The organism is Roseivivax sediminis, assembly GCF_900112685.1.
GTDB lineage: Bacteria > Pseudomonadota > Alphaproteobacteria > Rhodobacterales > Rhodobacteraceae > Roseivivax > Roseivivax sediminis.
This window is the reverse complement of record NZ_FOMS01000003.1, coordinates 56,585-81,398: the sequence shown is the minus strand read 5'-3', so window position 1 is coordinate 81,398 and position 24,814 is coordinate 56,585. Positions and strand designations below refer to the sequence as shown.

Here is a 24,814-nt window from a genome sequence, read left to right as displayed (position 1 = left end):
TTTGCGGGTGCATGGGGCCGGGGTCCGGAGGGCGGACCCTGCACGCACGCGGCCCCCGGGAACGCCCCGGGGGCCGCGCGAGACGCGTGCTAGGCCCGGGCGCCCTCGCCCGCTGCGGTGCCCGGAGAGCGGAAGAAGAACCGCGCGATGACAGCGAAGAACAGCGGCACGAACAGCACGCCGAGAACCGTCGCCGACAGCGTGCCGCCCAGCACACCCGACCCGATCGCGTTGCGGCCCGCGGCGCCGGCGCCCGTCGACAGGACCAGCGGCGTGACCCCGAGGGAGAAGGCCATCGAGGTCATCACGATGGGCCGGAACCGCTGCCGGGCAGCCTCCACCACAGCAGTGTAGATCGGTTCTCCACCCTCCATGCGGTCGCGCGCGAATTCCACGATGAGGATGGCGTTCTTGCCGGTCAGGCCGATCACGGTCAGAAGCCCGACCTGGAAGAACACACCGTTCTCGTAACCGCCCAGCCACGCCCCGAGCAGCGCGCCGAGCACGCCGATGGGCATCGCCAGCATCACCGCGAACGGGATCGCCCAGCTTTCGTAGAGCGCGGCGAGCGACAGAAAGACCGCCGCCAGTGACAGCGCGTAGAGCAGCGGCGCCTGGCTGCCGGATTCGACCTCTTCGAGCGACAGTCCCGTCCACGCGACCTCGAAGCCCTCGGGCAGGTTCTCGTCCACCAGCCGCAGGATCTCGTTCATCGCGTCCCCCGACGCGACGCCCGGCGCGGGCGAGCCCTGCAACTGCATCGACGGCACGCCGTTGTAGCGGTTGAGGCCCTGCGGACCGTAGGTCCAGCCGGTCGTGGCGAAGTTCGAGAACGGCACCAGCTCTCCGCTCGCGTTGCGCACGCGCCAGAGGTCGAGATCGCCGGGCTGCATCCGCGCTGGCGCGTCGGCCTGCACGTAGACCCGTTTCACCCGGCCCTCGTCGACGAAGTCGTTCACGTAGCGGCCCGCCCAGGCGATGGACAGAAGGTTGCCCACGGTCTCGGCCGACACGCCCATCGCGCCGGCCTTGCGCCAGTCGATGTCGATGTTGAACTGCGCCGCGTCCTCGAGGCCCGAGGGCCGCGCCGAGGCGATCATCGGCGACTGGTTGAGGATGCCCAGAAGCTGGTTGCGCGCGTTCACCAGCGCCTCATGGCTCTGGTTGTTGCGCGCCTGCAGGTAGAAGTCGAAGCCGGAGGCGTTGCCGAGCTCGGGCACCGAGGGGGGCACGATCGGGAAGACCTGCGCGTCGGTGATCTGGCTGAACGCACCGAAGGCCCGGCCCGCCACCGCCTGCGCGCTGTCCTGCGGCCCGCGCTTCTTCCAGTCCTTGAGGCGTACGAAGGCCAGCGCGTTGTTCTGCCCCTGTCCCGCGAAGCTGAACCCGACCACACCGAAGGTGGAATCCACCGCGCTCTTCTCGTTCTCGATGAAGTGCGTCTCGACCTGCTCCAGCACGTCGAGCGTGCGCTCTGCGGTGGCGCCGGTGGGCAGCGAGATCAGGGTGAACAGCAGGCCCTGATCCTCTTCCGGCAGGAAGCCCGTCGGCGTGCGCATGAACAGAAACACCACCGCCACGCCGATGCCGAGATAGACGAGGAAGGTCCGCAGCGGCCGCTTGACGATGTACCCCACTGTTCCTGCATAACCGCCCAGCGTCGCGTCGAAGCCGCGGTTGAACCAGCCGAACATGCCCTTGCGCCGGTCGCCGTGGGTGGGTTTCAGCAGGATCGCGCAGAGCGCCGGGGTCAGCGTCAGCGCCACCACCACCGACAAGGCCATGGCCGAGACGATGGTGATCGCGAACTGCTTGTAGATCACGCCGGTGGAGCCCGGGAAGAACGCCATCGGTACGAACACCGCCGACAGCACCATGGCGATGCCGATCAGCGCGCCGGTGATCTGTCCCATCGACTTCTTCGTCGCCTCGCGCGGGCCGAGGCCCTCTTCCTCCATGATCCGCTCGACGTTCTCGACCACCACGATGGCATCGTCGACGAGAAGGCCGATGGCCAGCACCATCGCCAGCATGGTCAGCGTGTTGATGGTGAAGCCGGCCGCCGCCAGCACCCCGAACGTGCCGAGGATGACCACCGGCACCGCGAGCGTCGGGATCAGCGTCGCGCGGAAGTTCTGCAGGAAGAGGTACATCACGAGGAACACGAGCACGATCGCCTCGATGAGGGTTTTCACCACCTCCTTGATGGAGATCTCCACGAAGGGTGTCGTGTCGTAGGGAATGACGTAGTCGACGCCCTCGGGGAAAAATTGCGCGAATTCGTGGAGCCGCGCCTTCACCGCCTCCGCCGTTTCGAGGGAGTTGGCGCCGGGCGCGAGGCTGATCGCCATGCCCGCCGAGGGTTTCTGGTTGTAGCGCGATTCCGCGGCGTAGCTGGCGGCGCCGATCTCGACGCGCGCGACATCGTCCAGCAGGACCAGCCCGCCGCTCGTCTCGGCGCGCAGGACGATCTGCTTGAAATCCTCGGGCGTGCGAAGAAGCGACTGCGCGGTGATCGTCGCATTGAGTTGCTGGCCGTCCACCGCCGGCAGCCCGCCGAAGGAGCCGGCCGAGATCTGCGTGTTCTGCTCGGACACCTTCGCCACCACGTCCGCGGGCGTCATGTCGTAGGCGTTGAGCCGCGACGGATCGAGCCAGATCCGCATCGCGTATTCGGCGCCGAAGACCTGGGTGGAGCCGACGCCCTCGATCCGGCTGATATCGTCGACGAGGTTCGATACCATGTAGTCCGCAAGGTCGGTGTCGTCGTAATCGCCGCTCTCGGCGATGAGCGCGACCACCATGAGGAACCCGGCAGAGGACTTCTGGACCTGCACCCCCTGCCGCTGCACCGTCTCGGGCAGAAGCGGGGTGGCCTGGCTCAGCTTGTTCTGCACCTGCACCTGCGCGATGTCGGCGTCGGTGCCGGTCTCGAAGGTCAGCGTGATCGAGGAGGAACCCGCCGAGGTCGACGAGGACGATATGTAACGCAGCCCGTCGAGCCCGGTCATGTTCTGCTCGATCACCTGCGTCACGGTGTTCGCCACCGTCTGCGCCGAGGCGCCGGGATAGGTCGCGCTGACCTGCACCGACGGCGGCGCGATCTGCGGATACTGCGCCACCGGCAGGGTCAGCACCGACAGGATGCCGACGCCCATGATGAGGATGGAGACGACCCAAGCGAAGACGGGTCGGTCAATGAAGAAGCGCGCCATGTGTGTTCCCTCGGAGCCGGCCGGTCACTCGGTAATCGTGTCCTGCGGCATCTCGGCCGCCGCCTGTTCGCTGGCCGCGCCGCGGCGCGGCTGCGGCGTCACGGTCGCGCCCTCGGCGATCCGCTGGAAGCCGGCCACCACGACGCGGTCGCCATCGGCGAGCCCATCGCGCACGATCCAGTCCGACCCCTGGTTCTGCAGGATGTCGAGAGCGCGCACCTCTATGACGTTCTCGCCGTTCACCACCATCGCCTGAGGATTGCCGCGCCGGTCGCGCGTCACACCCTCCTGCGGGACACGGAAGACGCCGTCGGCGGTACCGGTGGGCATTTCCACCTGCACGTACATGCCCGGCAGCAGCAGCTTTTCGGGATTGTCGAACTCGATGCGCAGGGCGACCACGCCGGTCTGCGGATCGACGTAAGGGTCGGCGGCGGTCAGCGTGCCGGTCTGGTCGTAACCCTGTCCGTCAGCCAGGACGAGCGACACGTGCCGTTCGGCGTTGCCGAGCTGCGCCAGCCCCTCGCCGCGCTGCCACCGCAGAAGGTCGGCCGCCGACTGGGTCACGTCGACATAGACGCGGTCGATGTTGCGGATGATGGCGAGCGGTTCGGCCTGTCCCACCGCGACCAGCGCGCCGGGGGAGGTCTGCGAGAACCCGATCTCGCCGGAAAGCCGGGCCGTGACCTGCGTCCGGTCGAGCTCGATCTCCGACTGCCTCTGCCGCGCCTGGGCGAGTTGCAGTGCCGCCTCGGCCCCGTCGCGGGCCGCCACGGCGTCGTCGAGAGCCTGCTGCGAGGCGACGTTGCGGGTCTGAAGCTCCTGCAGACGCTCCGCCTCCTTTTCGGCGGCGGCAAGCTGCGCTTCCGCCTGCGCGACCGAGGCGCGTGCCTCGGCCAGCGAAGCCTCGTAGCTCGCCGGGTCGATCGTATAGAGGACCTGCCCCGCCTCGACCGGCGCCCCTTCGGTGAATCTGCGCTCGAGGATGATTCCGGCGACCTGCGGGCGCACTTCCGCCTCTTCGAAGGCGGCGACGCGGCCCGGCAGGATCGAGGTCATGGTGATCGTTTCGGACGAGACGGCGACCGTCTCGACGGTCGGAGGCGGCGCATCGCCGCCCCCCTGGGCCCGGGCGAAGGGGGCGACAGAAAGGACGAGCATGGCGCTCAGGGCCAGACGATGTACAACGTGTTTCAAGATTTCACCAAATGCCGAAACACGCCATCGGCTCGACGACGTGTTTGAGAAACTTGAGGGTTTCTTATTTTCCCGCGCAGCGGACGGCAAGATCGCGCGCAAGGCCGGACCGCACGATACAGTGTGCACTCACGCACCGCGTCTCGGCACGGCCATGTGTGCCAGTCTTTTCGCCGCCTTTGATCACGCATCGGGCACGCTGCAACCGGGCGAGCCGGACCAAAGCGGAATTGCCGGCGGCTGACCGGATCGGGCGTCACGGCCGGAGAAGACGGCGCCCCGCTCCTCGAAATCGCGGGCCGCATCGCTTCCCCTTCATAGAAACCCGACGGGAACGGCTCAAGCGGCTTGCAAGTTGCACGATGAACATCTCTCATATGGAACTGAGATCGCTTGGCTGGAGGATCGGATGTCGCAATGTCCAGCGCAGGCTGACAGGATGACCTGCCGAGCGGCGGAGCGTCCCTGCCTCCTCCGCAGACCGGTCGAATTGTGACGTTGCCCGTTCGGGCCATTGCGGCGCTGGTGTCGCTTGCCCTGCTCGGCGGGTGCGACGGCGTGCAATCCGTGCTGAGCCCCGGCGGCCGGGACGCGCAGGTCATCGCCACGCTCTTCTGGTGGATGCTGGGCGGCGCGGTGATCCTGTGGCTGCTGATGAACGGGCTTCTGGTCTACGTCACGCGCATCGACCAGCGGGCCATGTCGCAGCGCACGGCCGAAGCGCTGATCATCGGCGGCGGCATCGTCTTTCCGACGGTCGTTCTGGCCGGGCTCCTGGCCTTCGCGCTGTCGGAGATGCCGCGCCAGCGCGATCCCGGCACCGGCCTGACCGTGCGAGTGACCGGCGAGTCGTGGTGGTGGCGGGTCGAATACCTGAAGGACGGCGCGACCGCCGCCGTCGTTTCGGCCAACGAGATCCGCCTGCCCGCCCACCAGCGCAGCGAGATCACGCTCAACGCCCATCGCGTGATCCATTCGTTCTGGATCCCCGCGCTCGGCGGCAAGACCGACATGATCCCGGGGCGCGAGACGCGCATGTCGCTGGAGCCGACGCGCGCGGGCGAGTTCCGCGGCCAATGCACCGAGTTCTGCGGCGAGAGCCACGCGCTGATGGCCTTCGGCGCGGTGGTGATGGAGCCCGAGGCCTTCGACGCCTGGCTCGCGAAGGAAGCGGAACCCGCCGCGCCGCCCGAGGGCGAGGCCGCGCGCCGCGGGCAGGCGATATTCAACGCCGAGGGCTGCGGCGCCTGCCACGCGATCCGCGGCACGGCCGCCACGGGACGGGTCGGTCCGGACCTGACGCATCTCGGCGGGCGCGTGTCTCTCGCCGCCGGCATCCTGCCGATGACCGAGGACGCACTGATCCGCTGGATCCGCGACCCCGAGGCGGTGAAGCCCGGTGCCCGGATGCCCGCCTACGATCACCTCGGCGACGGCGACCTCGCGGCGCTTGCCGCCTATCTGGAGGGTCTGACGTGACCGACATCGCCGAGTCCATGGACCCCGGCGTCGCCGCCGCCATCGACGACGAGACCCGCCCCCGCGGCATCTACCCGCCGACCGAGGAGATGCTGAACGAGCCCGTCGACCCCGATTTGCAGAAGGCGCAGGAGGCGCGGCTGCGCGCCGTCTGGGCCGAGCCGCCGGGCTGGCGCTACTGGTCGGCGGTCAACAATTCCGAGGTCGGCGCCTGGTATTCGCTGACCGCCTTCGCCTTCATGCTGTGTGCCGGGGTGCTGGCGCTGCTGATGCGGGTCCAGCTTGCGGTGCCCGAGAACGACTTCCTGCCCGCGGACACGTTCAACCAGTTCTTCACCATGCACGGCTCGGCGATGATGTTCCTCTTCGCCGTGCCGATGTTCGAGGCGATCTCGATCCTCCTGCTGCCCGCTTTCCTCGGCGCGCGGGACATGCCGTTCCCGCGCCTGTCGGCCTACGGCTACTGGGCCTTCCTGATCGGCGGGATTTTCGTGCTGAGCTCCATCCTCTTCGGCGTCGCGCCGAATTCCGGGTGGTTCATGTACCCCCCGCTCGCCACCGAGGCGGAGGGTCCGGGCTCCGACATCTGGCTGCTCGGCCTGTCGTTCATCGAGGTCGCCTCCATCGCCGCGGCGGTCGAGCTGATCGTCGGGGTCGTCAAGTGCCGCCCGCCGGGGATGCGCATCAACCTGATGCCGCTTTACGCATGGTACGTGCTGGTGGTCGGCGGCATGATCCTGTTCGCCTTCCCGCCGCTCATCGCCGGGGATTTCCTGTTCGAGATGCAGCGGTCCTTCGACTGGCCGTTCTTCGACCCCGAGCGCGGCGGCGATCCGATGCTCTGGCAGCACCTGTTCTGGATCTTCGGACATCCGGAGGTCTACATCATCTTCCTGCCCTCCATCGCAATCGCCGCGATGGTGATCCCGACCGCCGCCCGCCGGCCGATCGTCGGCTACAACTGGATCGTGCTGTCGGCGGTGGGCACCGGGTTCCTGTCCTTCGGGCTCTGGGTGCACCACATGTTCACCACCGGGCTGCCGTCGCTGTCGCTCGGCTTCTTCTCGGCGGCGTCCGAGGCAGTGGTGATCCCCACTGGCATACAGCTCTTCGCCTTCGTGGCGACACTGATCGTGGGCCGGGTGCGGATGATCCAGCCGATGCTCTGGATCGCGGGGGCTGTGGCGATCTTCACCGCGGGCGGCCTGACCGGCATCATGGTCGCGCTCGCGCCCTTCGACTGGCAGGTCCACGACACCTACTTCATCGTCGCGCATCTGCACTACACCCTCTTCGGCGGCATGATCTTTCCGATCATCGGCGGGGTCTATTACTTCTACCCGTTCTTCGCGAAGAAGAAGATGTCGGACCGGCTCGGCAGGATCTCGTTCTGGCTGACCTTCACCGGCTTCAACATCTGCTTCCTGCCGATGCACCTGACCGGCCTCAAGGGCATGCCGCGCCGGGTCTTCACCTACCCGGGCGACATCGGCTGGGACTGGCTCAACCTGATCTCGACCGTCGGCGCCTTCGTGACCGCGGCGGGCATCCTCGTCTTTGCCTGGGACCTCCTGCGCCCCAAACGCGACCAGGACCTGACCGAGCGCAATCCCTGGGGCGGCGGGACGCTGGAATGGGCGCATGACGTGCCGGACCCGGGCTGGGGCGTGCGCGGCGTGCCCTACATCACCTCGCGCTATCCGCTCTGGGACCAGCCGAACTTCCTGGAGCGGCTCGACACCGGCCGCTTCTACATTCCCGACGCGCCAGAAGGGCTGCGGGAAACGGTCGTGACCTCCGCCGTCGACGCGGTGCCGCAGCACGTCGCACGCATCACCGGGCCGGCCTGGTGCACGATCTGGGCGGCGGTCTTCACCGGCGGCGCGTTCATCTTCCCGACCTTCCACATGTACCCGCCGGCCATAATCTGTGGCATTCTCGCCGTCGCGGCGGTGATCTACTGGCTCTGGACCTCGACCGCGCTCGTGCCCGAGGCGCCGATGAAGGATGCGGGCCTCGGCCTGACCCTGCCGACCTACGTGTCGGGACCGCGGGCGCCGGGCTGGTGGGGCGTCTTCATCACCATGCTGGGCGATTCCACGGCCTTCGCCAGCCTTGTTTTCGGCGTCTTCTTCTACTGGACCGCGCGGCCCGACTTCCCGCCCGAGGGCGCGGTGCACGCAAGCCCGCTCTGGACGGCGCTCGCCGCCGCCCTGCTCTTCGGCAGCTGGGCCGCCACGCGCGCCGCGCGCGGCATCAACCGAGGGGGCAACCCGCGCACCGCGCAGATCCTGCTGATCGCCGCCCCTCTCCTCGCGATCGCCGGCGGCACGGCGCTGGTCCTCGCCGTCTGGGTGCCGGGCCTCGCGCCGTCGAGCCACGTCTACCCGGCGATGATGTGGGCGCTCGTCGTCTGGACCTGCGCGCATGTCGCCGCCGGGGTCGTCATGCAGGGCTACTGCCTGGCCGGCACGATCTTCGGCAAGCTGACGCCGCGCTACGATGCCGATCTGTGGAACACGACGCTGTTCTGGCACTTCCTCGTCGTCTCGTGCCTGATCACCGCCGCGATGATCGGCATCCTGCCGAGGATGCTCTGATGCAGTTCGACCGCCGCTCAAGCCTCTGGCACATGATCGCCGCGCCCATCGCGTGGTCGCTGCACTTCTGCGTGGTCTACGGCTGGACCGCCTCGGTCTGCGCGCGCGGATGGGACGCGGGCACCGCGCGGCTCGGCATTGCCATCGCCACTGGGCTGGCGATCGCCTTCATCGCCGCAATCGGCTGGCACGCCTGGAAGCAATGGGATTACCTCGACGATTTCGACTACGAGCACGACGGGCCGAGTGTGGAGGACCGGCGCGAGTTTCTCGGCCATGCGGGCTGGCTGCTCGCCCTCGTGTCGCTGATCGGCGTGCTGTTCAACGCGAGCCCGGCGCTTTTCATCTCGAGTTGCGTGTGACGATGCGTGCCCGGTTCGCCGCCCCCGCGCTCGCCACGCTCGCCCTTGTCTGGGTGCCCGATTGGGAGGCCGCGCTCGGCGCCTTCCCGGCCCACATGCTGCGCCACATGACGCTCGTCGCCGTAGCCGCGCCGCTGATCGTTCTGGCCGTGCCGCCACTGACGCGGCTCGCGCCGCCGGTGGCGCTCGCCGCTGCGCTGGAATTTTCGGTGGTCTGGGCCTTCCACCTGCCGCACCTGCATGCCGCCGCGCAGACCGCCCTGCCCTGGTTCGCCGTGGAGCAGGCGCTGTTCCTGGCCGCCGGCCTTGCCGTCTGGGCCAGCGCGCTGCCGCCCGCGCCGCCGCTCGCCGGGGCGGGCGGGCTGCTGCTGACCTCCATGCACATGACCTTCCTCGGTGCGCTCCTGGTCCTGGCGCCGAGCGACCTCTACGCCGCGCTCTGCGGCCGGGCCCCCGACCTCTCGGGCCAGCAGCTGGGGGGCATCCTGATGCTGGCGCTCGGCACGCCCATCTACCTCATCGGCGGGCTCGCCCTGACCGCCCGCACCTTGCGCGAGGGCACGACATGACATGGCGCGATCTTCTGCGGGCCCGCCCGCACTGGCCGAGCGTCGGCCGCACGCTGGCGGCGCTTGCGCTCGCCGGCGGCCTCGTCGGGGGGGCGGTGATGGCATTCGGCCTCTACAACGTCTCGGCCAGGGTAGGACACCTGCCCGGGGTGAGCTGGGTCCTGCACACCACGTTCCGCAACTCGGTGGACCTGCGCGCCTCGGCCGAGCCACCGGAAGACCTGCGCTCCGACGCCATGATCGCCCTCGGCGCAGGCCATTTCGATACCGCCTGCGCCGGCTGCCACGCCGCACCGGGACAGGAACGCAGCGCGACGGTGCGCGCCATGGTGCCGGAGCCGCCGCACATCACCGAGGCGGTCGCGCACTGGGACCCGGCCGAGTTCCACTGGATCGTGCACGAGGGCGTCAAGATGAGCGGCATGCCCGCCTGGCCCGCGACGCGCGAGGACGATGTCTGGCCGGTCGTGTCCTTCCTGCTCGCCGTGCCCGAGATGGACAAAGCGGGCTACGATGACCTGACGGCGCGGCCCGAGGGGCAGTATTGCGCGATGTGCCACGGCCCGGACGGGGTGTCGGGCAACCCCCACATCCCGCGGCTCGACATCCTGTCGGAGCGCTACATCGCCGATACGCTCGCGGCCTACCGCGAAGGGCGGCGCGACAGCGGCATCATGGCCCAGGCGATGTCGACTGTCCCGGCGGAGGCGATCCCGGATCTCGCACGGTCTTTCGCCGGGACCGCACCCACCGGCGCAAGCAGCACCCCCGGAGAGCTCGAAGAGCGCGGCCGCGATCTTGCGACCAAGGGCGAAAGCCACGAGGTGCCGGTCTGCCGCGCCTGCCACGGTCCGTGGCCGGAGCCGCTGAATCCCGCCTTCCCGTCCCTCGCCGGTCAATACGAGCCCTATCTCGCGCAGCAGCTCCGGCTGTGGCGTGACAGCGATCGAGGCGGTAGCCGCGTGTCGGGCCTCATGCACGAGGCGTCGCGCGATCTGACGGATGCGGACATCGCGGCCCTCGCGGCCTATTACGCCTCCCTCGCGCCCGCGAAGCTGAACGAGCAGCAGGACTAGGCGGTCAGGCCGGAGATCGGCCGACTGTATGCACCGCCAAGGACAGGCAGATGACCGCTCTGCATCGCCTTCCGCGACTTGCACTCTACGTCGACCGGCGTTGGACATGAAAAGGGGGAGAAACCCATGCATCGTCGCAAGTTCCTGACCAGCGCCGCCGCAGGCGGCACGGGCGCCGCCGCGCTTGCCGCACCGGCCGTCGCCCAGTCGCAGCCGCAGGTGCAATGGCGCTGCACCTCGTCCTTCCCGCAATCGCTCGACACGATTTACGGCGGGGCGCAGGACGTCGCGAAATACGTGCGCGAGGCCACCGACGGCGCCTTCGACATCCAGGTCTTCGCGGGCGGGGAAATCGTGCCGGGCCTGCAGGCCGCCGACGCCGTGCAGAACGGGACCGTGGAGATGTGCCACACCGCCGCCTACTACTATGTCGGCAAGTCGCCGACCTGGGCGCTCGGCGCGGTCATTCCCTACGGCCTCAACAATCGCGGCATGAACGCCTGGCTCTACTACGGCGGCGGCATCGACGCGCTGAACAACTTCTACAACGCGCAGGGCCTGCACTACCTGCCCGCGGGCAATACCGGCACGCAGATGGGCGGCTGGTTCCGCAACGAGATCGGCGGGCTGTCGGACATGGACGGGTTGCAGATGCGCATCGCCGGCCTGGCCGGGCGGATCATGGAGCAGATCGGCGTCGTGCCGCAGCAGATCGCGGGCGGCGACATCTATCCCTCGCTCGAGCGCGGCACGATCGACGCGGCCGAGTGGATCGGCCCCTACGACGACGAGAAGCTCGGCTTCTACCAGGTGGCGCCGTACTACTACTATCCCGGCTGGTGGGAGGGGAACCTCACCCTCAACATGTTCATCGGCACCGAAGCGTGGGAAGGCCTGCCGGACACCTACAAGCGCCTGCTGGAGACCGCATGCCGCGCCGCCAACACCGAGATGATGGCGGAATACGACTACAAGAACCCGACGGCGCTGCGCAGCCTCGTGGAGAACGGCGCGCAGCTTCGCGCCTTCCCGCAGGAGGTGCTGGACGCCACCTACGACGCGGCGCTGTCGCTCTATTCCGACCTGCGCGGCAACACAGACGGCTGGGCCGAGATCTACGACAGCATGATGGAGTTCCAGGCCGAGCACTTCCTGTGGCAGCAGGTGGCCGAGAGCACCTTCGCGCGGTTCATGATGGATAAGCAGTCGAACGGCCAGCTTCCGGCGCAGATCTCCGGCGCGGGATCGGTCGGCGGCGGCGGGTCCGGCTCCGGCGACAACTGATCGCGGACAGACGCGAGGCGAGGCGGCCCGGAGCTAGGCTCCGGGCCGTTTTCGTCGGGTCAGTCGAAGTTGAAGCCGCCGCCGCCCGAGGTGCCTCCGGAGGCCTCGCCCTCTTCGCCGGAGGGCGCGTCGGTTTCGGCCTCGCCGGCATCGGGGCTCGATCCGAAGTTGAAGCCGCCGCTGTCTTGGTCTGAGGGCGCGCTACCCGACCCGCCATTGGCGCCACCCGTACCGCCATTGCCCGACACACCGAAATTGAAACCGCCGCTCGAGCCGTTGCCCGAAGCCTCGTCGCCGGCTCCGCCGGACCCCGAACTCCCCGATGATCCGCCGCCGAAGTTGAAGCCACCGCCGGCGCCCTGCCCCGAGCCGCTATCGGAGCTTCCGCCGCCCGAGCCGCCGAAATTGAACCCGCCGCCGGAGCTGCTGCCGCTGCCGCCGGTTTCGGGCGCGCTCTGCGCTGCGGGTGCCGTGCGCTGCGCCTGCCGGTCGGACTGGTAGTGCGTCACGAGGCTCGGGACGGAGATCACCAACAGGATCAGCATGAACTGGATGGCGATGTACGGCAGCACACCCTTGTAGATTTGCGGCGTGCGGATGCCGGCCAGCATTTCACCGCTTACGGTATCCCGCCTTTCCTTCGTCGGCGCGACCGATCGGAGGTAGAACAGCGCGAAGCCGAAGGGCGGGGTCAGGAAAGAGGTCTGCAGATTCATCGACAGGATGACGCCGAACCAGATCAGGTCGATCCCCAGCGTCTCGGCCACCGGCGCCAGCAGCGGCACCAGGATGAAGGCGATCTCGAAGAAGTCGAGGAAACAGCCGAGAATGAAGATCACCACCGTGACCACGACGAGGAAGCCGAACTGCCCCCCTGGCAGGCCCAGAAGCAGCTCCTCGAGCCACACCTGCCCGTTCACGCCGTAGAAGGTCAGCCCGAAGACACGCGCGCCGATCAGGATGAAAAGCACGAAGGCCGAGAGCTTGGCCGTCGCCTCCACCGCCGAGCGCAGCGTGCCGAAATCGAGCCGCTTCTTGGCCAGCGCCAGGATCAGCGCGCCAACGGCCCCCATCGCGCCGCCCTCGGTCGGCGTCGCGATGCCAAGGAAGATCGTGCCGAGCACCAGGAAGATCAGCGCCAGCGGCGGAATGAGGACGATCACCACCTCCTCGGCCAGCCGCGACAGAAGGCCGAGCCGCATGTAGCGGTTGGCCAGCGCGATGCCGTAGCAGATGACCACCGTGAAGCCCGCGGCAAAGACCGTGCGCGTCGCCGGGATCACGTCGGTGAAGAGAAGCCGCGCGGAGCCGACATAGAGAACGACCGCCAGCACCGCCATCGCCAGCAGCGACCAGACGCCGCCGCCGAGCCGCCGTTCCTCGGGCGGCAGCGCGGGCACGGCCGAGGGGCGCAGGATCGTCAGGCCGAACATGTAGAGGCAGTAGACCCCGACGACGATCAGCGCCGGGTACAGCGCGCCGAGATACATGTCGCCCACCGACACGCCGAGCTGGTCTGCCATCACGATCAGCACGAGCGACGGCGGCACGATCTGTGCCAGCGTCCCGGCCGCCGCGATTGTCCCTGTCGCGACCGACGGATCGTACTTGTAGCGCTGCATGATCGGCAGAGAAATCAGTCCCATGGCGATCACCGACGCCGCGACGACGCCCGTCGTGGCTGCCAGCAGCGCCCCCACCAGGATCACCGCGAAGGCGACGCCGCCCCGGAGCGGACCGAAGAGCTGCCCGACAGTGTCGAGCAGATCCTCGGCCATGCCGGATCGCTCGAGGATCAGGCCCATGAAGGTGAAGAACGGGATCGCCAGCAGGGTATCGTTCGACATGATGCCGAACACGCGTTCAGGCATCGCGCGAAGAAGTGGCCAGAACAGGTTGATCTCGCTGGAGTAATCAGAAAGGCCGACGCCGATGACGAAGAAGATCAGCCCGCCGCCGGCGAGGGTAAGCGCCACCGGATAGCCGAGCAGCAGCATCCCCATCACCGAGATGAACATGATGGGCGCGAGGTTGTGTGCGATGAGCTCGATCACGACCGGGCCTCCCGCGCCACGGGCGGCAGCTCATCGGTATCCGATGACGGATACGGCATTCTGCCGGTCAGTTGCGCGACCCGCTTGATGATCTCCGACAGTCCCTGCGCCGCGAAGGAGATGAAGCCCAGCAGCACCCAGAGCTTGGCGGGCCATCGCACCAGGCCGCCCGCGTTCGAGGATTGCTCCCCGCTAACATAGGAGGACATGAAGAACGGCCAGGCGAGCCAGACCATCAGCACTGCGAAGGGCATCAGGAACACCAGGTGACACACCAGGTCGATTATTGCGCGCCCCCTGGGCGAGAGCCGGGAGGACAGGACGTCGACGCGCACATGCTCGTCGCGGCACAGTGTCCAGGCGGCGCAGAGCAGGAACACCGCGCCGAAGAGATACCATTGCAGTTCGAGCCAGGCATTCGAGGAGATGTTCATGCTCTTGCGGATGACCGCGTTGCCGGCCGAGACCAGCACGGCGGCCAGCACCAGCCAGGCCACCCCCTTTCCGATCCACCCGTTGACGTGGTCGATCCCGCGCGAAAGTTTCATCAGCGCCGCCATCGTGATCCTCCCTCTCGCGGCGCCTCTCCTTGTGGGCCGCCGGTTTCGCCGCGATCTAGCATGTCTCGGGAAGGGAGAAAGGGGGCTGATTGCCTCTGGCGGTCCCTGAGGAACCGGAGCGCGAGCATTGCTTAGAACGCGGGCAGACCCGACCCGGCGCCGGACGTCCGCGGTCTCAGGCCCGCTGCCGCTTCCCGGCGATGACCTCGGACGCGGAGGGCGTCGCCAGATCGAAGTAATCCTTCGTCCCGGCATACCCGATGCCGCCCATCCGCCCGAGCGCATCGAGTTTCTCGTGGTCGGAATAATACGTCTCGAGGTCGATGATGTCCTCGCGCACATGCGCCATGACGATCTTGCCGAGGATGATCTCGCGCGCCGAGCTGACCTCGATCCCGAGATAGCGGCGGCATTCGAACGCCACCGGCGCCTCGGCGATGCGCGGGGACGCGACGTCGACCCCGGGCACGGCGGTCAGGCCCGCCATCTCCAGTTCGTCGACGTCCGGCGCGAACCCGGCCGCGGTGACCGACATCGCCTCCACGTTGGCGCGATCGACGATGTTCACGGTGAAACACTCCGTCATTCGGATGTTCCACGCGGTGTCCTTGAAGCTGCGATCAGGCTTGTTCTCGACCCCGAGCGCCAGGATCGGCGGATCGGCGGAGAGGCAGTTGAAGAACGAATAAGGGGCGGCGTTGACCACGCCCTCGGGCGAGACGGTCGTGACCCAGGCGATGGGGCGCGGCACGACGGTGCCAATCATGACCTTGTAGGCCTCGCGCGGCGTCAGATCCGCAAAATTCAGTGCATGATGGCTCAAGGCGCCAGCTCCTTTCCGTAGCGCGACAGGATCGTGGAGACGCTGTCGGGTTTCCTGGCCAGCTCCGCGCGGCCCGCGACCGCGCCGAGATGGTGATCCATGATCGAGATCGCGCCGTCGGCGTCGCCCGCCCGGATCGCGGCGATGATCTGCGAATGCTCGTCGACGGCACAGTCCGACGAATGCGTCTTGGCGTACATGGCCATAATCAGCGAACAGCGCAAAACGACCTCGGAGACATAGCGATAGAGCACCGCGTTTCCGGTCAGCTCGGCCAGCAGCGTGTGGAATTCGCCGGCGAGGCGGATCGACACCGGGCCGTCCTTGCCCTTCACGCTCTCCTCGCTGCGCACATGCGCCTCGAGCTGATCGTATCCATTTTCCGGGATGCGCTGGACCAGAAGGCGGATCACCTCGGCCTCCAGCGCGCGGCGCACCTCGAAGATCTGCTTGGCCTCTTCCAGCGAGGGCTCGGCGACGAAGGCGCCGCGATTGCGGCGCGTCACCACCAGCCCCTCGTTCTGAAGCCGCACGAGCGCGTGGCGCACGATCGTCCGCGACACGCCGAACTGCTCACCCACCGTGTCCTCCGGCAGACGCATGCCGGGCTTCAGCGCCTGTTCGATGATCGCACGCTTCAAAAGCGTGTGAACGGCATCCGTCAGGGTCGTCTGGTCGGTCATGGCAGTTCTTCTTGTCTGTTCTTTGTGCACCGGACATAGCGCATCCAATTCGACCGGTCAATCGGATACAATTTACTTGCCAGATGAGAATCGATCCATCATGCAGAGGATATCGTATCCAATCGGCGTGAATCGGGGATACAATTTCTGACAGGGAGACCGAAGGCATGACGATCAGACATCTTCTTCTCGCCTCCGTAGCGGTGGCCGGCCTGGCCGGCGGCGCCGAGGCTCAGAATGTTCTGAAATGGGGCGCCAACCGCGACATCGGATCGCTCGACCCCTATTCCTACGGCGACAGCTTCACCATCAACGTGCTGAACCACGTCTACGAGGGGCTGGTGCGCTACAACGCCGATCTGGAGATCGAGCCGGCGCTGGCCGAGTCCTGGGAGATCCTGGAGGATCAGGTCACCTGGCGGTTCATCCTGCGCGAAGGCGTGACCTTCCACAACGGCAACCCGTTCACGGCGAAGGATGTCGTCGCATCGCTCGAACGCGTCAGCCACGAGACCTCGCCGCTCAAGGGCAACCTGCCGGCCTATGTATCGTCGGAGGCGGTGGACGAGCGCACCGTCGACATCACCCTGAACGGCACCTATCCGCTGCTGCTCAACGACCTGACGAACATCCACATCTTCGATCAGGAGTGGATGGAAGAGAACGACTCGCTCCTGCCCACCGATATCGGCGCAGGGACCGAGGGCTACGCCACCTACAATGCCAACGGCACCGGCCCCTTCATCGTCGAGAGCCGCCAGCCGGACGCCAAGACGACCTTCGTGGTCAATCCCGACTGGTGGGACGAGCCGCAGCACAACCTCGACCGCATCGAACTTACGCCGGTGAGCTCTGCTGCGACGCGGGTGGCGGCGCTTTTGTCGGGCGAGATCAACTTCACCAACGACGCGCCTGTGCAGGACCTGCCGCGCCTTGCGGCCGCGCCGAACGTCGAAGTGCTGGAAGGCGTCGACCTTCGCACCGTGATGATCGGCTTTCCCTTCCGCGACACGCTGTCGACCGGCGAGCCCAACCCCTTCAAGGACAAGGCGGTGCGTGAGGCGCTCTACAAGGCGATCGACCTTGAACTGATCCACGAGAAGGTGATGCGCGGCAAGTCCCGTGTCGCCGGCGCCACGGTCGCCCCGCCGATCCCCGGTTATGCCGAGGAACTGGATACCGTTCCCGAGTTCGATCCGGAAGCCGCGCGCACGCTTCTGGAGGAGGCCGGCGTTCCCGAAGGTCTGGAATTCGAATTCAACTGCCTGTCCGACGGGCTCGTGAACGAGGAACAGTTCTGCCAGGCCATCGCCGCGATGTGGTCGCGGATCGGCCTCGCCCCGCAACTCGACGTGGCGCCACGCGCGGTACAGACGCCGAAGCGCACGGGCGGCACGACCGATGTCTACACGCTCGGCTGGGCGACGCTGCCGATGCTCGACGCCTATTCTCCGCTCCTGCAGATCTTCCATTCGAAGGAGGGCAATTCCGGCGTCTTCAACTGGGGCGGCTGGTCCTTCCCCGAACTCGACGCGCTGATCCAGGAGGCCGGCCAGGAGCTCGACACCGAGACGCGGCTCGCGCTGGAAACCGAAGCACTCGGCATCGTCAAGGAGGAGATCATCATGATCCCGCTGCACCAACAGCCGATGGCCTGGGCGGTCACCGACGAGGTCACCGAGATGCCGCTCTTTCCCGACAACAAGCCACGGCTCTGGTTCGCACGGGTCGGAAGCGAGGGGTGAGTGGTTTCGGATCGCTGGCGCGATCCGATCCGCCGGGGGATTTCATCCCCCGGACCCCCTGAGAGTATTTTCGACGAGAAGAAGAACAAGGGCACTCGCTTTCCGTGCGGGGTCCGCGGAGGACCACATCCATGCTCGCCTTTCTGATCAAGCGCACGGCCAATGCGGTCTTCGTCATGCTGGCCGTGGCGCTTCTGGCCTTCGTCATCTTCCGGTTCTTCGGCGATCCGGTCGAGATGATGGTGAACGAACAGGCCACCCAGTCCGACCGCGCCGAGCTGCGCGAGCGGCTGGGCCTCAACGACAGCTTCGCGACCCAGTACGGACGTTTCGTGGTGAACGCGGTTCAGGGGGATTTCGGCATCTCCTACCGCAACCAGCAGGACGTGATGGTGCTGATCGGGGAGCGTTTCCCGGCGACCTTCGAGCTGGTGCTCGTGGCCACCGTGATCTCGCTGGTGGTCGGGATCCCGCTAGGGGTGATTACCGCGGTGCACCACAAGTCACGGCTGGCAAATCTGTTGCAGCTCGGGTCGATCATCGGCGTGTCGCTGCCCTCCTTCGTGGTCGGCATCCTGCTGATCCTGGCGTTCTCGGTCAGTCTCGGCTGGCTGCCGGCCTTCGGACGGGGCGAGACCGTCGATATCGGCTGGTGGTCCACCGGCCTGCTGACCCCGTCGGGACGGGCGGCGCTGGTCCTGCCGGCCATCTCTCTTTCGACTTTCCAGATCACGCTGGTGATGCGCCTGGTGCGCGCAGAGATGCTGGAGACCCTGCGTGCCGACTACGTCAAGTTCGCCCGCGCCCGCGGCGTGCCGCGCGGCCGGATCAACTGGGTCCACGCGCTGCGCAACTGCCTGATGCCGGTGATCACGCTGACGGGGATGCAGATCGGCAACCTGATCGCCTTCGCCCTGGTCACCGAAACGGTGTTCCAGTGGCCCGGCATGGGCCTTCTGTTCATCCAGGCGGTGACCTTCGTCGATATTCCCGTGATGGCGGCGTACCTGCTGCTCGTCTCCTTCATCTTCGTGGCGCTGAACACGCTTGTGGACGTGACCTACGCATGGGTCGATCCGCGCCTGCGCGACGACTCCGTCAAGGCCGGAGGGGCCAATGGCTGATATCTCCATGACATCCGACCCGAAGACCATCGCCACCGACGCCACGACCGAACCGGTCCGGCGCACGCGCTTCGCAGCGCTCCGCCAAACCGACCTTTGGCATTCGTTCACGAACCACCCGAGCGCCGTTTTCGCGGTCTGCCTCCTGGCGCTGGTCGCGCTGACCGCGCTGCTGGCGCCGGTCATCACCCCGCAGGACCCCTACGACCTCGCGTCGCTGGTGCTCTGGAACGCGGAGATCCCGCCGATCTGGAACGCCGAGGGGCAATGGCCTTACCTTCTCGGCACCGACACGCAGGGGCGCGATATCCTGTCGGCAATCCTCTACGGCTCGCGCATCAGCCTCGTCATCGGCTTCGCCTCGGTGATCGTCGCGCTGGCGGTGGGGCTGAGCCTGGGCCTCATCGCGGGATATGTCGGGGGCTGGGTCGACAACGTGATCATGCGGATCGGCGACGTTCTGCTGTCGATGCCGTTCATCCTGATCGCGATCCTGATCACCGCCGTCGCGACCGCGTCGCTGCCGGCCGGTCTGAAGGATGTCCTCGCCGCGCCGATCCTGATCATCGCCATCGCCGTGCCGTCCTGGGTGCAGTACGCGCGCACAGTCCGCGCCTCGGCCATGGTCGAGCGCAAGAAGGAATACGTGATGGCCGCCCGCCTCATCCGGGTGAAGCCGTGGCGGATCATGCTGCACCACATCCTGCCGAACTGCCTGACGCCGATCCTCGTGGCCGCGACGCTGAACTTCGGCCTCGCGATCCTGTCGGAGGCGACGCTGAGCTTCCTCGGCGTCGGCATGCCGCCCGACCAGCCGAGCCTCGGCACGCTCATCCGGATCGGCAACCAGTACCTGTTCTCGGGCTTGTGGTGGATCGTGGTGTTCCCGGCGGTGCAGCTCTGCCTGATCGTGCTGTCGGTCAACATGATCGGCGACTGGCTGCGCGACGCGCTCAATCCAAAACTGAGATAAGAATATGACAACGCTCAAGAACTGCCGCCCCATGGGCGGCCCCGCCACCGACCTGCATATCGCCGGGGGCCGCTTCGCGGCCGAGGCGGCCGAAGGAGGCGAGGTCATCGACTGCGGCGGACGCATCCTGATCCCCGGCCTCGTGGAGGCGCACACCCATCTCGACAAGTCGCTTCTCGGGATGGCGTGGTATCGCAACGAGGTGGGGCCGCGGCTGATCGACAAGATCACCAACGAGCGCGAGGTGAAGGTGTCGCTCGGTCTCGATCCGCAGGTGCAGAGCGAACGCCAGGCGATCCTGTCGGTCAGCAAGGGCACGACGCAGATCCGCAGCCACGTGGATGTCGACACCCATCACGGGCTCGCCGGGGTCGAGGGCGTGATGGCGACGCGCGAGAAGCTCTCCGGGCTCGTCGACATCGAGATCGTCGCCTTCCCGCAATCCTCCATGATGCCGCGCCCCGGCACGGTCGAGATGATGGACGAAGCGCTGAGTCTCGGTGCCGACCTCGTCGGCGGCATCGACCCCTGCGGGATCGAGCGCGACCCAAAGGGCCATCTCGATGCCGTCTTCGCGCTGGCCGAGAAGCACGGCAAGCCGATCGACATCCACCTGCACGAACAGGACGCCCTGGGCGGCTTTTCGATGGAGGAGATCATCGCGCGCACGCTGGCGCACGGGATGCAGGGCAAGGTGACGATCAGCCACGCCTTCTGCCTCGGCATGACCAACCGGGCCTACGCGGCAGAGCTGCACGCGCGGCTGGCCGAGGCGGGGATCCACATCATCACCACCGCGCCGTCCGCCGTGCCCGTGCCGGCGGTGAAGGAACTGAAGGCGGCGGGCATCCTGACCGGTTCGGGCTCCGACGGCATACGCGACACCTGGGGACCGTTCGGCAACACCGACATGCTGGAACGGGCGATGTTCATCAGTCAGCGCAACAACCTGCGCCGCGACGACGAGGTGGAGATGGCGCTGGATATTTGTACCTACGGCGGCGCCGCGATCATGGAGACCCAAGGCTACGGGCTGAATGTCGGCGACCGCGCCGATTGCGTGCTGGTCGAGGGCGAGGCACTGGCCGAGGCGGTCGCGATGCGCGCCCCGCGCAAGCTGGTGCTGAAGGGCGGCGCGGTCGTCGCGCGCGACGGAATCTGCGTGCGGGAGGCCCCGTGACCCATCGCACGCTCCTCTCCGCCCGATGGGTCGTCGCCTTCGCTGGCGGCGCGCATGTCATCCACGAAAACGGCTGCGTCGTCATCGAGGGGGCGCGCGTGATCCATGCCGGCGGCGCCTTCGACGGCGAGGTGGCCGAGCGGATCGACTACGGCGAGGCGGTCCTGTCGCCCGGGTTCGTCGACCTCGACGCGCTGAGCGATCTCGACACGACGATCCTCGGCTACGACAACGGCCCGGCCTGGAAGACGGGCCGCGTCTGGCCCGAAAGCTACGTAGCCGCCGGGCCCTACGAGATGTACGGGCCCGAGGAACTTGCCTACCAGAAACGGTTCGCCTTCGCGCATCTCATCCGCAACGGGATCACCACCGCGCTGCCCATCGCCTCGCTCTTCTATCGCGAATGGGCAGAGACGGTGGCGGAATTCGACGCCGCCGCCGCGGCCGCCGAAGAGCTGGGCCTGCGCGTCTATCTCGGCCCAGCCTACCGCACCGGCGGACAAGTGACCGATACCGCGGGCAACATTCGCGCCGTCTATGACGAGGCGCGCGGGATGCAGGGGCTCGAGGACGCCGCCGCCTTCGCGGCGCGCGTCGACGGCACGGCGGGCGGGCGCATCCGCGCGATGTTCGCCCCGGACCGGATCGAGACCTGCACCGAGGCGCTGCTGCAGCGCACGCAAGCGATCGCTTCGGAAGTGGGCGCGCCGGTGCGCCAGCATTGCTGCCAGTCGCCGACGGAACTGCGGCTCGTGCGCGAGCAGCACGGCACGACACCCATAGACTGGCTTGCCCGGATCGGCGCGCTCGGGGCGAACTGGCTCCTGCCGCACGGCACCCATGCCGAGGACCGCGACTTCGCGCTGATGGCCGAGCATGGCGCGACGCTCGTGCATTGCCCGCTGGTCGCGGCCCGCCACGGCGGGACGCTGCGCAGCTTCACCGGCTGCCGCGCGCGCGGCATCAATATCGGGCTCGGCACCGACACGTGGCCGGCGGACATGATCCTCAACATGCAACTCGGCATGATGACCGCGCGGATCACCGAGGGCGCAGGGGCCGTCCGCTCCGAAGACCTGTTCGATGCGGCGACCCTCGGCGGCGCACGGGCGCTGAAGCGCGACGACCTCGGCCGCCTCGGCCCCGGGGCCTGCGCCGACATCACTGTCATCGACCTGTCGCAGACGCTCCAGACCCCCGACCCGATCCAGACGCTGATGACCGGCGCCTCGGGCCGCGACGTGCGCGACGTCTGGATCGACGGTCGCCGCGTCATGAAGGATCGCCGGATCCCCGGTATCGACCCCGTGGAGGACATCGCGCGGGCGCAGGCGCAGTTCGACCGGCTGATCGCCAGATACCCCGACCGCACCGTCGGGCACCCGCCCCTGTCCGAGATCTTCACCCCCAGCTACCGGAGGGCAGAATGACCCAGACCGTCCTCGACGTGCGCAACCTGCGCGTCGAATTTCCGACCCGCCACGGCACCCTGACCGCCGTCGACGATATCTCCCTGACCATCGAGCGGGGCGAGATCCTCGGCGTCGTCGGCGAGTCCGGGGCCGGCAAGTCGATGACCGGCATGGCGATCCTCGGCCTGCTTGAGCCGCCGGGCCGCATCGCCGCCGGCGAGATCCACCTCTCCGGCGACCGGATCGACACGCTCACCGAACCGCATATGCAAAGGGTCCGGGGCCGGCGTATCGGTGCGATCTTCCAGGACCCGCTGACCTCTCTCAACCCGCTCTTCCGCGTCGGCGACCAGCTTGTCGAGACGATCCACCTGCACACCGAGCTGGGCAAGTCCGCCGCCCGGCAGCGCGCGATGGACCTCATGCGCGAGGTCGGCATCCCCGCGGTAGAGGAACGTATCGACAATTATCCCCACCAGTTCTCGGGCGGGATGCGCCAGCGCATCGTCATCGCCCTAGCCCTCTGCGCCGAGCCCGAGCTCATCATCGCCGACGAGCCGACCACCGCGCTCGACGTGTCGATCCAGGCGCAGATCACGGCGCTCTTGAAACGGCTCTGCCGCGATCGGGGCACGGCGGTGATGCTGGTCACACACGACATGGGCGTGATCGCGGAGACTGCCGACCGTGTTGCTGTGATGTATGCCGGACGGCTGGCCGAGCTTGGCGCGGTGGAGGACGTGGTGCGCCGCCCGCAGCACCCCTATACCGAGGGGCTGATGGGCTCGATCCCGAGCCTGCACAGCGACGAAGGCGAGCTGCGGATGATCCCCGGCTCGATGCCCCGGCTCGGCAGCATCCCGGCCGGCTGCGCCTTCAACCCGCGCTGCGCCCATGCCGGGCCGCGCTGCCGCCGGGAGATCCCGCGCACCCACGGAACCGGCGCCGCCTGCTGGCTGACGCTCGAAGGAGAGACCGCATGACCGAGGCCATCCTCGAAGTCGACGCGCTGGAACGCCGCTTCGACGTCTCCGCCCCCTGGCTCAATCGCGTGATCGAGCGCAAGCCGCGCCGCACCCTGCGCGCCGTCGACGGGGTGGATTTCGACATCGCGCGCGGCCAGACCCTCGCCCTCGTCGGCGAAAGCGGTTGCGGCAAATCGACCATCGCCAAGCTGGTGACGGGCCTGCACGCCCCGTCGGGCGGCAAGATCCGCTTCAACGGCGATCCCGAGAAGATGCAAATGATCTTCCAGGACCCGTTCGCCTCGCTCAACCCGCGCTGGCGCGTGGGCCGGATCGTCGCCGAACCGCTGCGCACGCTGAACCCGCAGGCGCCCGAGGCCCAGGTGACCGCGCGAGTGGAGGAATTGCTGGACACGGTGGGCCTGTCGCCCGCCGATGCCGTCAAGTACCCGCATGAGTTTTCCGGCGGGCAGCGGCAGCGCATCTCCATCGCGCGCGCGCTCGCGGGAGAGCCGGAATTCCTGGTTTGCGACGAGCCGACCTCGGCGCTCGACGTCAGCGTGCAGGCGCAGGTCCTGAACCTGATGAAGCGGCTCCAGCGCGAAATGGGGCTGACATATCTTTTCATCAGCCACGACCTGAGCGTGGTGCGTCACATGGCCGACGTGATCGCGGTGATGTATCTCGGCCGCATCGTCGAGATCCAGCCGACCGCCGACCTCTTCGCCACGCCCCTGCATCCCTACACCCGGATGCTGCTCGACACGATCCCGGACCTCGAGGCGCCAAAGCGCGACCGCGCGCCGATGGGGGGCGAGGTGCCCTCCCCGGTCTCGCCGCCCTCGGGGTGCAGCTTCCACCCGCGCTGTCCGCTCGCCTTCGACCGCTGCACGCGCGAGCGACCGGAGCGCGAGCCGCGGGTCCACGACCGCCGCGTCGCCTGTTTCGCCGCCGCCGAGAACACCGATGTATGATCCCGCCTTCCTGCACCGCGCCATCGCGATTTCGGCCGAGGCGCTGACGACGCCGGGCACCGAGCCGTTCGGCGCCGTCGTCGTCAAGGACGGCGCGGTCGTGGGCGAGGGCATCAACCGGTCGGTGCTGAACCACGACCCCACGAGCCACGGCGAAACCGAGGCGATCCGCGACGCCGCCCGCACCCTCGGCACCGTCGACCTGCGCGGCACCCAGCTGTATTCGAGTTGCGAGCCCTGCCCGCTCTGCGTCGCGGCGATGATGATCGCGGGCGTGTCCGAACTCTACTACGCCGCCGACATGGACACGGCCGGCGCGCATCTGGGCGGCCTGCCCGAGAGCGCGCGGTTTCCGGTCGACGTGGGCGCGATGCGCGAGCAATGCGGCCTGCCCGCCGGCGATCGGACCATGCAGAGCGCGCAGCACCAGTCAGACCGCGCGGCCGAGGTGCTGGCCCGATGGGCGCGCCACGTGAGCGGGCACTAGGCGAAGTCCGGCAATCGCTTCCGCGCCGGACGGGGCGTCCCCGTCACGTCCG

The 24,814-nt window shown here is 67.8% G+C and carries 21 protein-coding genes; 15 read left to right on the top strand and 6 right to left on the bottom strand.

Going from position 1 to position 24,814, the window contains the following annotated elements:
- Positions 1-89: 89 nt before the first annotated feature.
- On the bottom strand, positions 90-3,215 hold the full coding sequence (locus F3H57_RS06000) for an efflux RND transporter permease subunit (RefSeq protein WP_149754991.1): 3,126 nt from the start codon (positions 3,213-3,215) through the stop codon (positions 90-92).
- A 24-nt stretch (positions 3,216-3,239) separates the two neighbouring features.
- Positions 3,240-4,376, bottom strand: coding sequence for an efflux RND transporter periplasmic adaptor subunit (locus tag F3H57_RS05995; RefSeq protein ID WP_149754990.1), 1,137 nt, complete (start codon positions 4,374-4,376; stop codon positions 3,240-3,242).
- Here F3H57_RS05995 and F3H57_RS05990 point away from each other — a divergent pair.
- From F3H57_RS05990 to F3H57_RS05960, 7 genes are all read left to right on the top strand, one after another.
- On the top strand, positions 4,375-4,656 hold the full coding sequence (locus F3H57_RS05990) for a hypothetical protein (protein WP_149754989.1): 282 nt from the start codon (positions 4,375-4,377) through the stop codon (positions 4,654-4,656). The genes F3H57_RS05995 and F3H57_RS05990 overlap by 2 nt on opposite strands.
- Positions 4,657-4,904: 248 nt before the next feature.
- Positions 4,905-5,891 (top strand): cytochrome c oxidase subunit II, encoded by a 987-nt coding sequence (coxB, locus tag F3H57_RS05985; protein WP_149754988.1) that lies wholly within the window; start codon positions 4,905-4,907, stop codon positions 5,889-5,891.
- Between the two features lie 17 nt (positions 5,892-5,908).
- A complete protein-coding gene (gene ctaD, locus F3H57_RS05980; RefSeq protein ID WP_149755236.1) occupies positions 5,909-8,491 on the top strand; it encodes a cytochrome c oxidase subunit I in 2,583 nt (860 codons plus the stop codon).
- Positions 8,491-8,853, top strand: coding sequence for a hypothetical protein (locus F3H57_RS05975; RefSeq protein ID WP_149754987.1), 363 nt, complete (start codon positions 8,491-8,493; stop codon positions 8,851-8,853). The genes ctaD and F3H57_RS05975 overlap by 1 nt, the downstream gene beginning before the upstream one ends.
- Positions 8,854-8,855: 2 nt before the next feature.
- A complete protein-coding gene (locus F3H57_RS05970) occupies positions 8,856-9,422 on the top strand; it encodes a cytochrome c oxidase assembly protein (RefSeq protein ID WP_149755235.1) in 567 nt (188 codons plus the stop codon).
- A complete protein-coding gene (locus F3H57_RS05965; protein ID WP_149754986.1) occupies positions 9,419-10,498 on the top strand; it encodes a c-type cytochrome in 1,080 nt (359 codons plus the stop codon). The genes F3H57_RS05970 and F3H57_RS05965 overlap by 4 nt, the downstream gene beginning before the upstream one ends.
- A gap of 126 nt (positions 10,499-10,624) precedes the next feature.
- On the top strand, positions 10,625-11,782 hold the full coding sequence (locus tag F3H57_RS05960) for a TRAP transporter substrate-binding protein (RefSeq protein WP_149754985.1): 1,158 nt from the start codon (positions 10,625-10,627) through the stop codon (positions 11,780-11,782).
- A 59-nt stretch (positions 11,783-11,841) separates the two neighbouring features.
- Here the strand turns inward: F3H57_RS05960 and F3H57_RS05955 are convergent, their stop codons facing one another.
- The 4 genes from F3H57_RS05955 to F3H57_RS05940 form a co-directional block, all read right to left on the bottom strand.
- Positions 11,842-13,836: a TRAP transporter large permease gene (locus F3H57_RS05955; protein ID WP_188129613.1), complete on the bottom strand. Its 1,995-nt coding sequence runs from the start codon at positions 13,834-13,836 to the stop codon at positions 11,842-11,844.
- Positions 13,833-14,396 (bottom strand): TRAP transporter small permease subunit, encoded by a 564-nt coding sequence (locus F3H57_RS05950; RefSeq protein WP_149754984.1) that lies wholly within the window; start codon positions 14,394-14,396, stop codon positions 13,833-13,835. The genes F3H57_RS05955 and F3H57_RS05950 overlap by 4 nt, the downstream gene beginning before the upstream one ends.
- Before the next feature lie 175 nt (positions 14,397-14,571).
- Positions 14,572-15,219, bottom strand: a complete 648-nt coding sequence (locus tag F3H57_RS05945) for a flavin reductase family protein (RefSeq protein ID WP_223162982.1) — start codon at positions 15,217-15,219, stop codon at positions 14,572-14,574.
- Complete coding sequence (locus tag F3H57_RS05940) at positions 15,216-15,902, bottom strand: GntR family transcriptional regulator (protein WP_149754983.1); 687 nt, start codon at positions 15,900-15,902, stop codon at positions 15,216-15,218. The genes F3H57_RS05945 and F3H57_RS05940 overlap by 4 nt, the downstream gene beginning before the upstream one ends.
- A gap of 167 nt (positions 15,903-16,069) precedes the next feature.
- Here F3H57_RS05940 and F3H57_RS05935 point away from each other — a divergent pair, with 167 nt between their 5' ends.
- The 8 genes from F3H57_RS05935 (at position 16,070) to F3H57_RS05900 (ending at position 24,762) form a co-directional block, all read left to right on the top strand.
- On the top strand, positions 16,070-17,647 hold the full coding sequence (locus F3H57_RS05935) for an ABC transporter substrate-binding protein (protein ID WP_149754982.1): 1,578 nt from the start codon (positions 16,070-16,072) through the stop codon (positions 17,645-17,647).
- A gap of 131 nt (positions 17,648-17,778) precedes the next feature.
- The gene (locus tag F3H57_RS05930; protein ID WP_149754981.1) at positions 17,779-18,771 is read left to right on the top strand and encodes an ABC transporter permease; all 993 of its coding nucleotides are present in this window, start codon (positions 17,779-17,781) and stop codon (positions 18,769-18,771) included.
- Positions 18,764-19,744: an ABC transporter permease gene (locus F3H57_RS05925; protein WP_223162981.1), complete on the top strand. Its 981-nt coding sequence runs from the start codon at positions 18,764-18,766 to the stop codon at positions 19,742-19,744. The genes F3H57_RS05930 and F3H57_RS05925 overlap by 8 nt, the downstream gene beginning before the upstream one ends.
- A 4-nt stretch (positions 19,745-19,748) precedes the next feature.
- Positions 19,749-20,924 carry an amidohydrolase family protein gene (locus tag F3H57_RS05920; protein WP_149754980.1) on the top strand — a complete coding sequence of 392 codons (1,176 nt, stop codon included), beginning with the start codon at positions 19,749-19,751 and terminating at the stop codon, positions 20,922-20,924.
- Complete coding sequence (locus tag F3H57_RS05915; RefSeq protein WP_223162980.1) at positions 20,921-22,354, top strand: chlorohydrolase family protein; 1,434 nt, start codon at positions 20,921-20,923, stop codon at positions 22,352-22,354. Before F3H57_RS05920 ends, F3H57_RS05915 begins: the two co-directional genes overlap by 4 nt.
- A complete protein-coding gene (locus F3H57_RS05910) occupies positions 22,351-23,319 on the top strand; it encodes an ABC transporter ATP-binding protein (protein ID WP_149754979.1) in 969 nt (322 codons plus the stop codon). The genes F3H57_RS05915 and F3H57_RS05910 overlap by 4 nt, the downstream gene beginning before the upstream one ends.
- Complete coding sequence (locus F3H57_RS05905) at positions 23,316-24,275, top strand: ABC transporter ATP-binding protein (RefSeq protein ID WP_149754978.1); 960 nt, start codon at positions 23,316-23,318, stop codon at positions 24,273-24,275. Before F3H57_RS05910 ends, F3H57_RS05905 begins: the two co-directional genes overlap by 4 nt.
- Positions 24,268-24,762, top strand: a complete 495-nt coding sequence (locus F3H57_RS05900; protein WP_149754977.1) for a nucleoside deaminase — start codon at positions 24,268-24,270, stop codon at positions 24,760-24,762. Before F3H57_RS05905 ends, F3H57_RS05900 begins: the two co-directional genes overlap by 8 nt.
- Positions 24,763-24,814: the final 52 nt, after the last annotated feature.

Coding starts and splice junctions, on each gene's coding strand:
- F3H57_RS05910 (WP_149754979.1), top strand. CDS start 22,351: ATGACCCAGACCGTCCTCGACGTGCGCAACCTGCGCGTCGAATTTCCG.
- F3H57_RS05940 (WP_149754983.1), bottom strand. CDS start 15,902: ATGACCGACCAGACGACCCTGACGGATGCCGTTCACACGCTTTTGAAG.
- F3H57_RS05965 (WP_149754986.1), top strand. CDS start 9,419: ATGACATGGCGCGATCTTCTGCGGGCCCGCCCGCACTGGCCGAGCGTC.
- F3H57_RS05995 (WP_149754990.1), bottom strand. CDS start 4,376: ATGCTCGTCCTTTCTGTCGCCCCCTTCGCCCGGGCCCAGGGGGGCGGC.
- F3H57_RS05975 (WP_149754987.1), top strand. CDS start 8,491: ATGCAGTTCGACCGCCGCTCAAGCCTCTGGCACATGATCGCCGCGCCC.
- F3H57_RS05925 (WP_223162981.1), top strand. CDS start 18,764: ATGGCTGATATCTCCATGACATCCGACCCGAAGACCATCGCCACCGAC.
- F3H57_RS05950 (WP_149754984.1), bottom strand. CDS start 14,396: ATGGCGGCGCTGATGAAACTTTCGCGCGGGATCGACCACGTCAACGGG.
- F3H57_RS05960 (WP_149754985.1), top strand. CDS start 10,625: ATGCATCGTCGCAAGTTCCTGACCAGCGCCGCCGCAGGCGGCACGGGC.
- F3H57_RS06000 (WP_149754991.1), bottom strand. CDS start 3,215: ATGGCGCGCTTCTTCATTGACCGACCCGTCTTCGCTTGGGTCGTCTCC.
- ctaD (WP_149755236.1), top strand. CDS start 5,909: ATGGACCCCGGCGTCGCCGCCGCCATCGACGACGAGACCCGCCCCCGC.
- F3H57_RS05905 (WP_149754978.1), top strand. CDS start 23,316: ATGACCGAGGCCATCCTCGAAGTCGACGCGCTGGAACGCCGCTTCGAC.
- F3H57_RS05935 (WP_149754982.1), top strand. CDS start 16,070: ATGACGATCAGACATCTTCTTCTCGCCTCCGTAGCGGTGGCCGGCCTG.
- F3H57_RS05930 (WP_149754981.1), top strand. CDS start 17,779: ATGCTCGCCTTTCTGATCAAGCGCACGGCCAATGCGGTCTTCGTCATG.
- F3H57_RS05970 (WP_149755235.1), top strand. CDS start 8,856: ATGCGTGCCCGGTTCGCCGCCCCCGCGCTCGCCACGCTCGCCCTTGTC.
- F3H57_RS05900 (WP_149754977.1), top strand. CDS start 24,268: ATGTATGATCCCGCCTTCCTGCACCGCGCCATCGCGATTTCGGCCGAG.
- F3H57_RS05990 (WP_149754989.1), top strand. CDS start 4,375: ATGGCGCTCAGGGCCAGACGATGTACAACGTGTTTCAAGATTTCACCA.
- F3H57_RS05920 (WP_149754980.1), top strand. CDS start 19,749: ATGACAACGCTCAAGAACTGCCGCCCCATGGGCGGCCCCGCCACCGAC.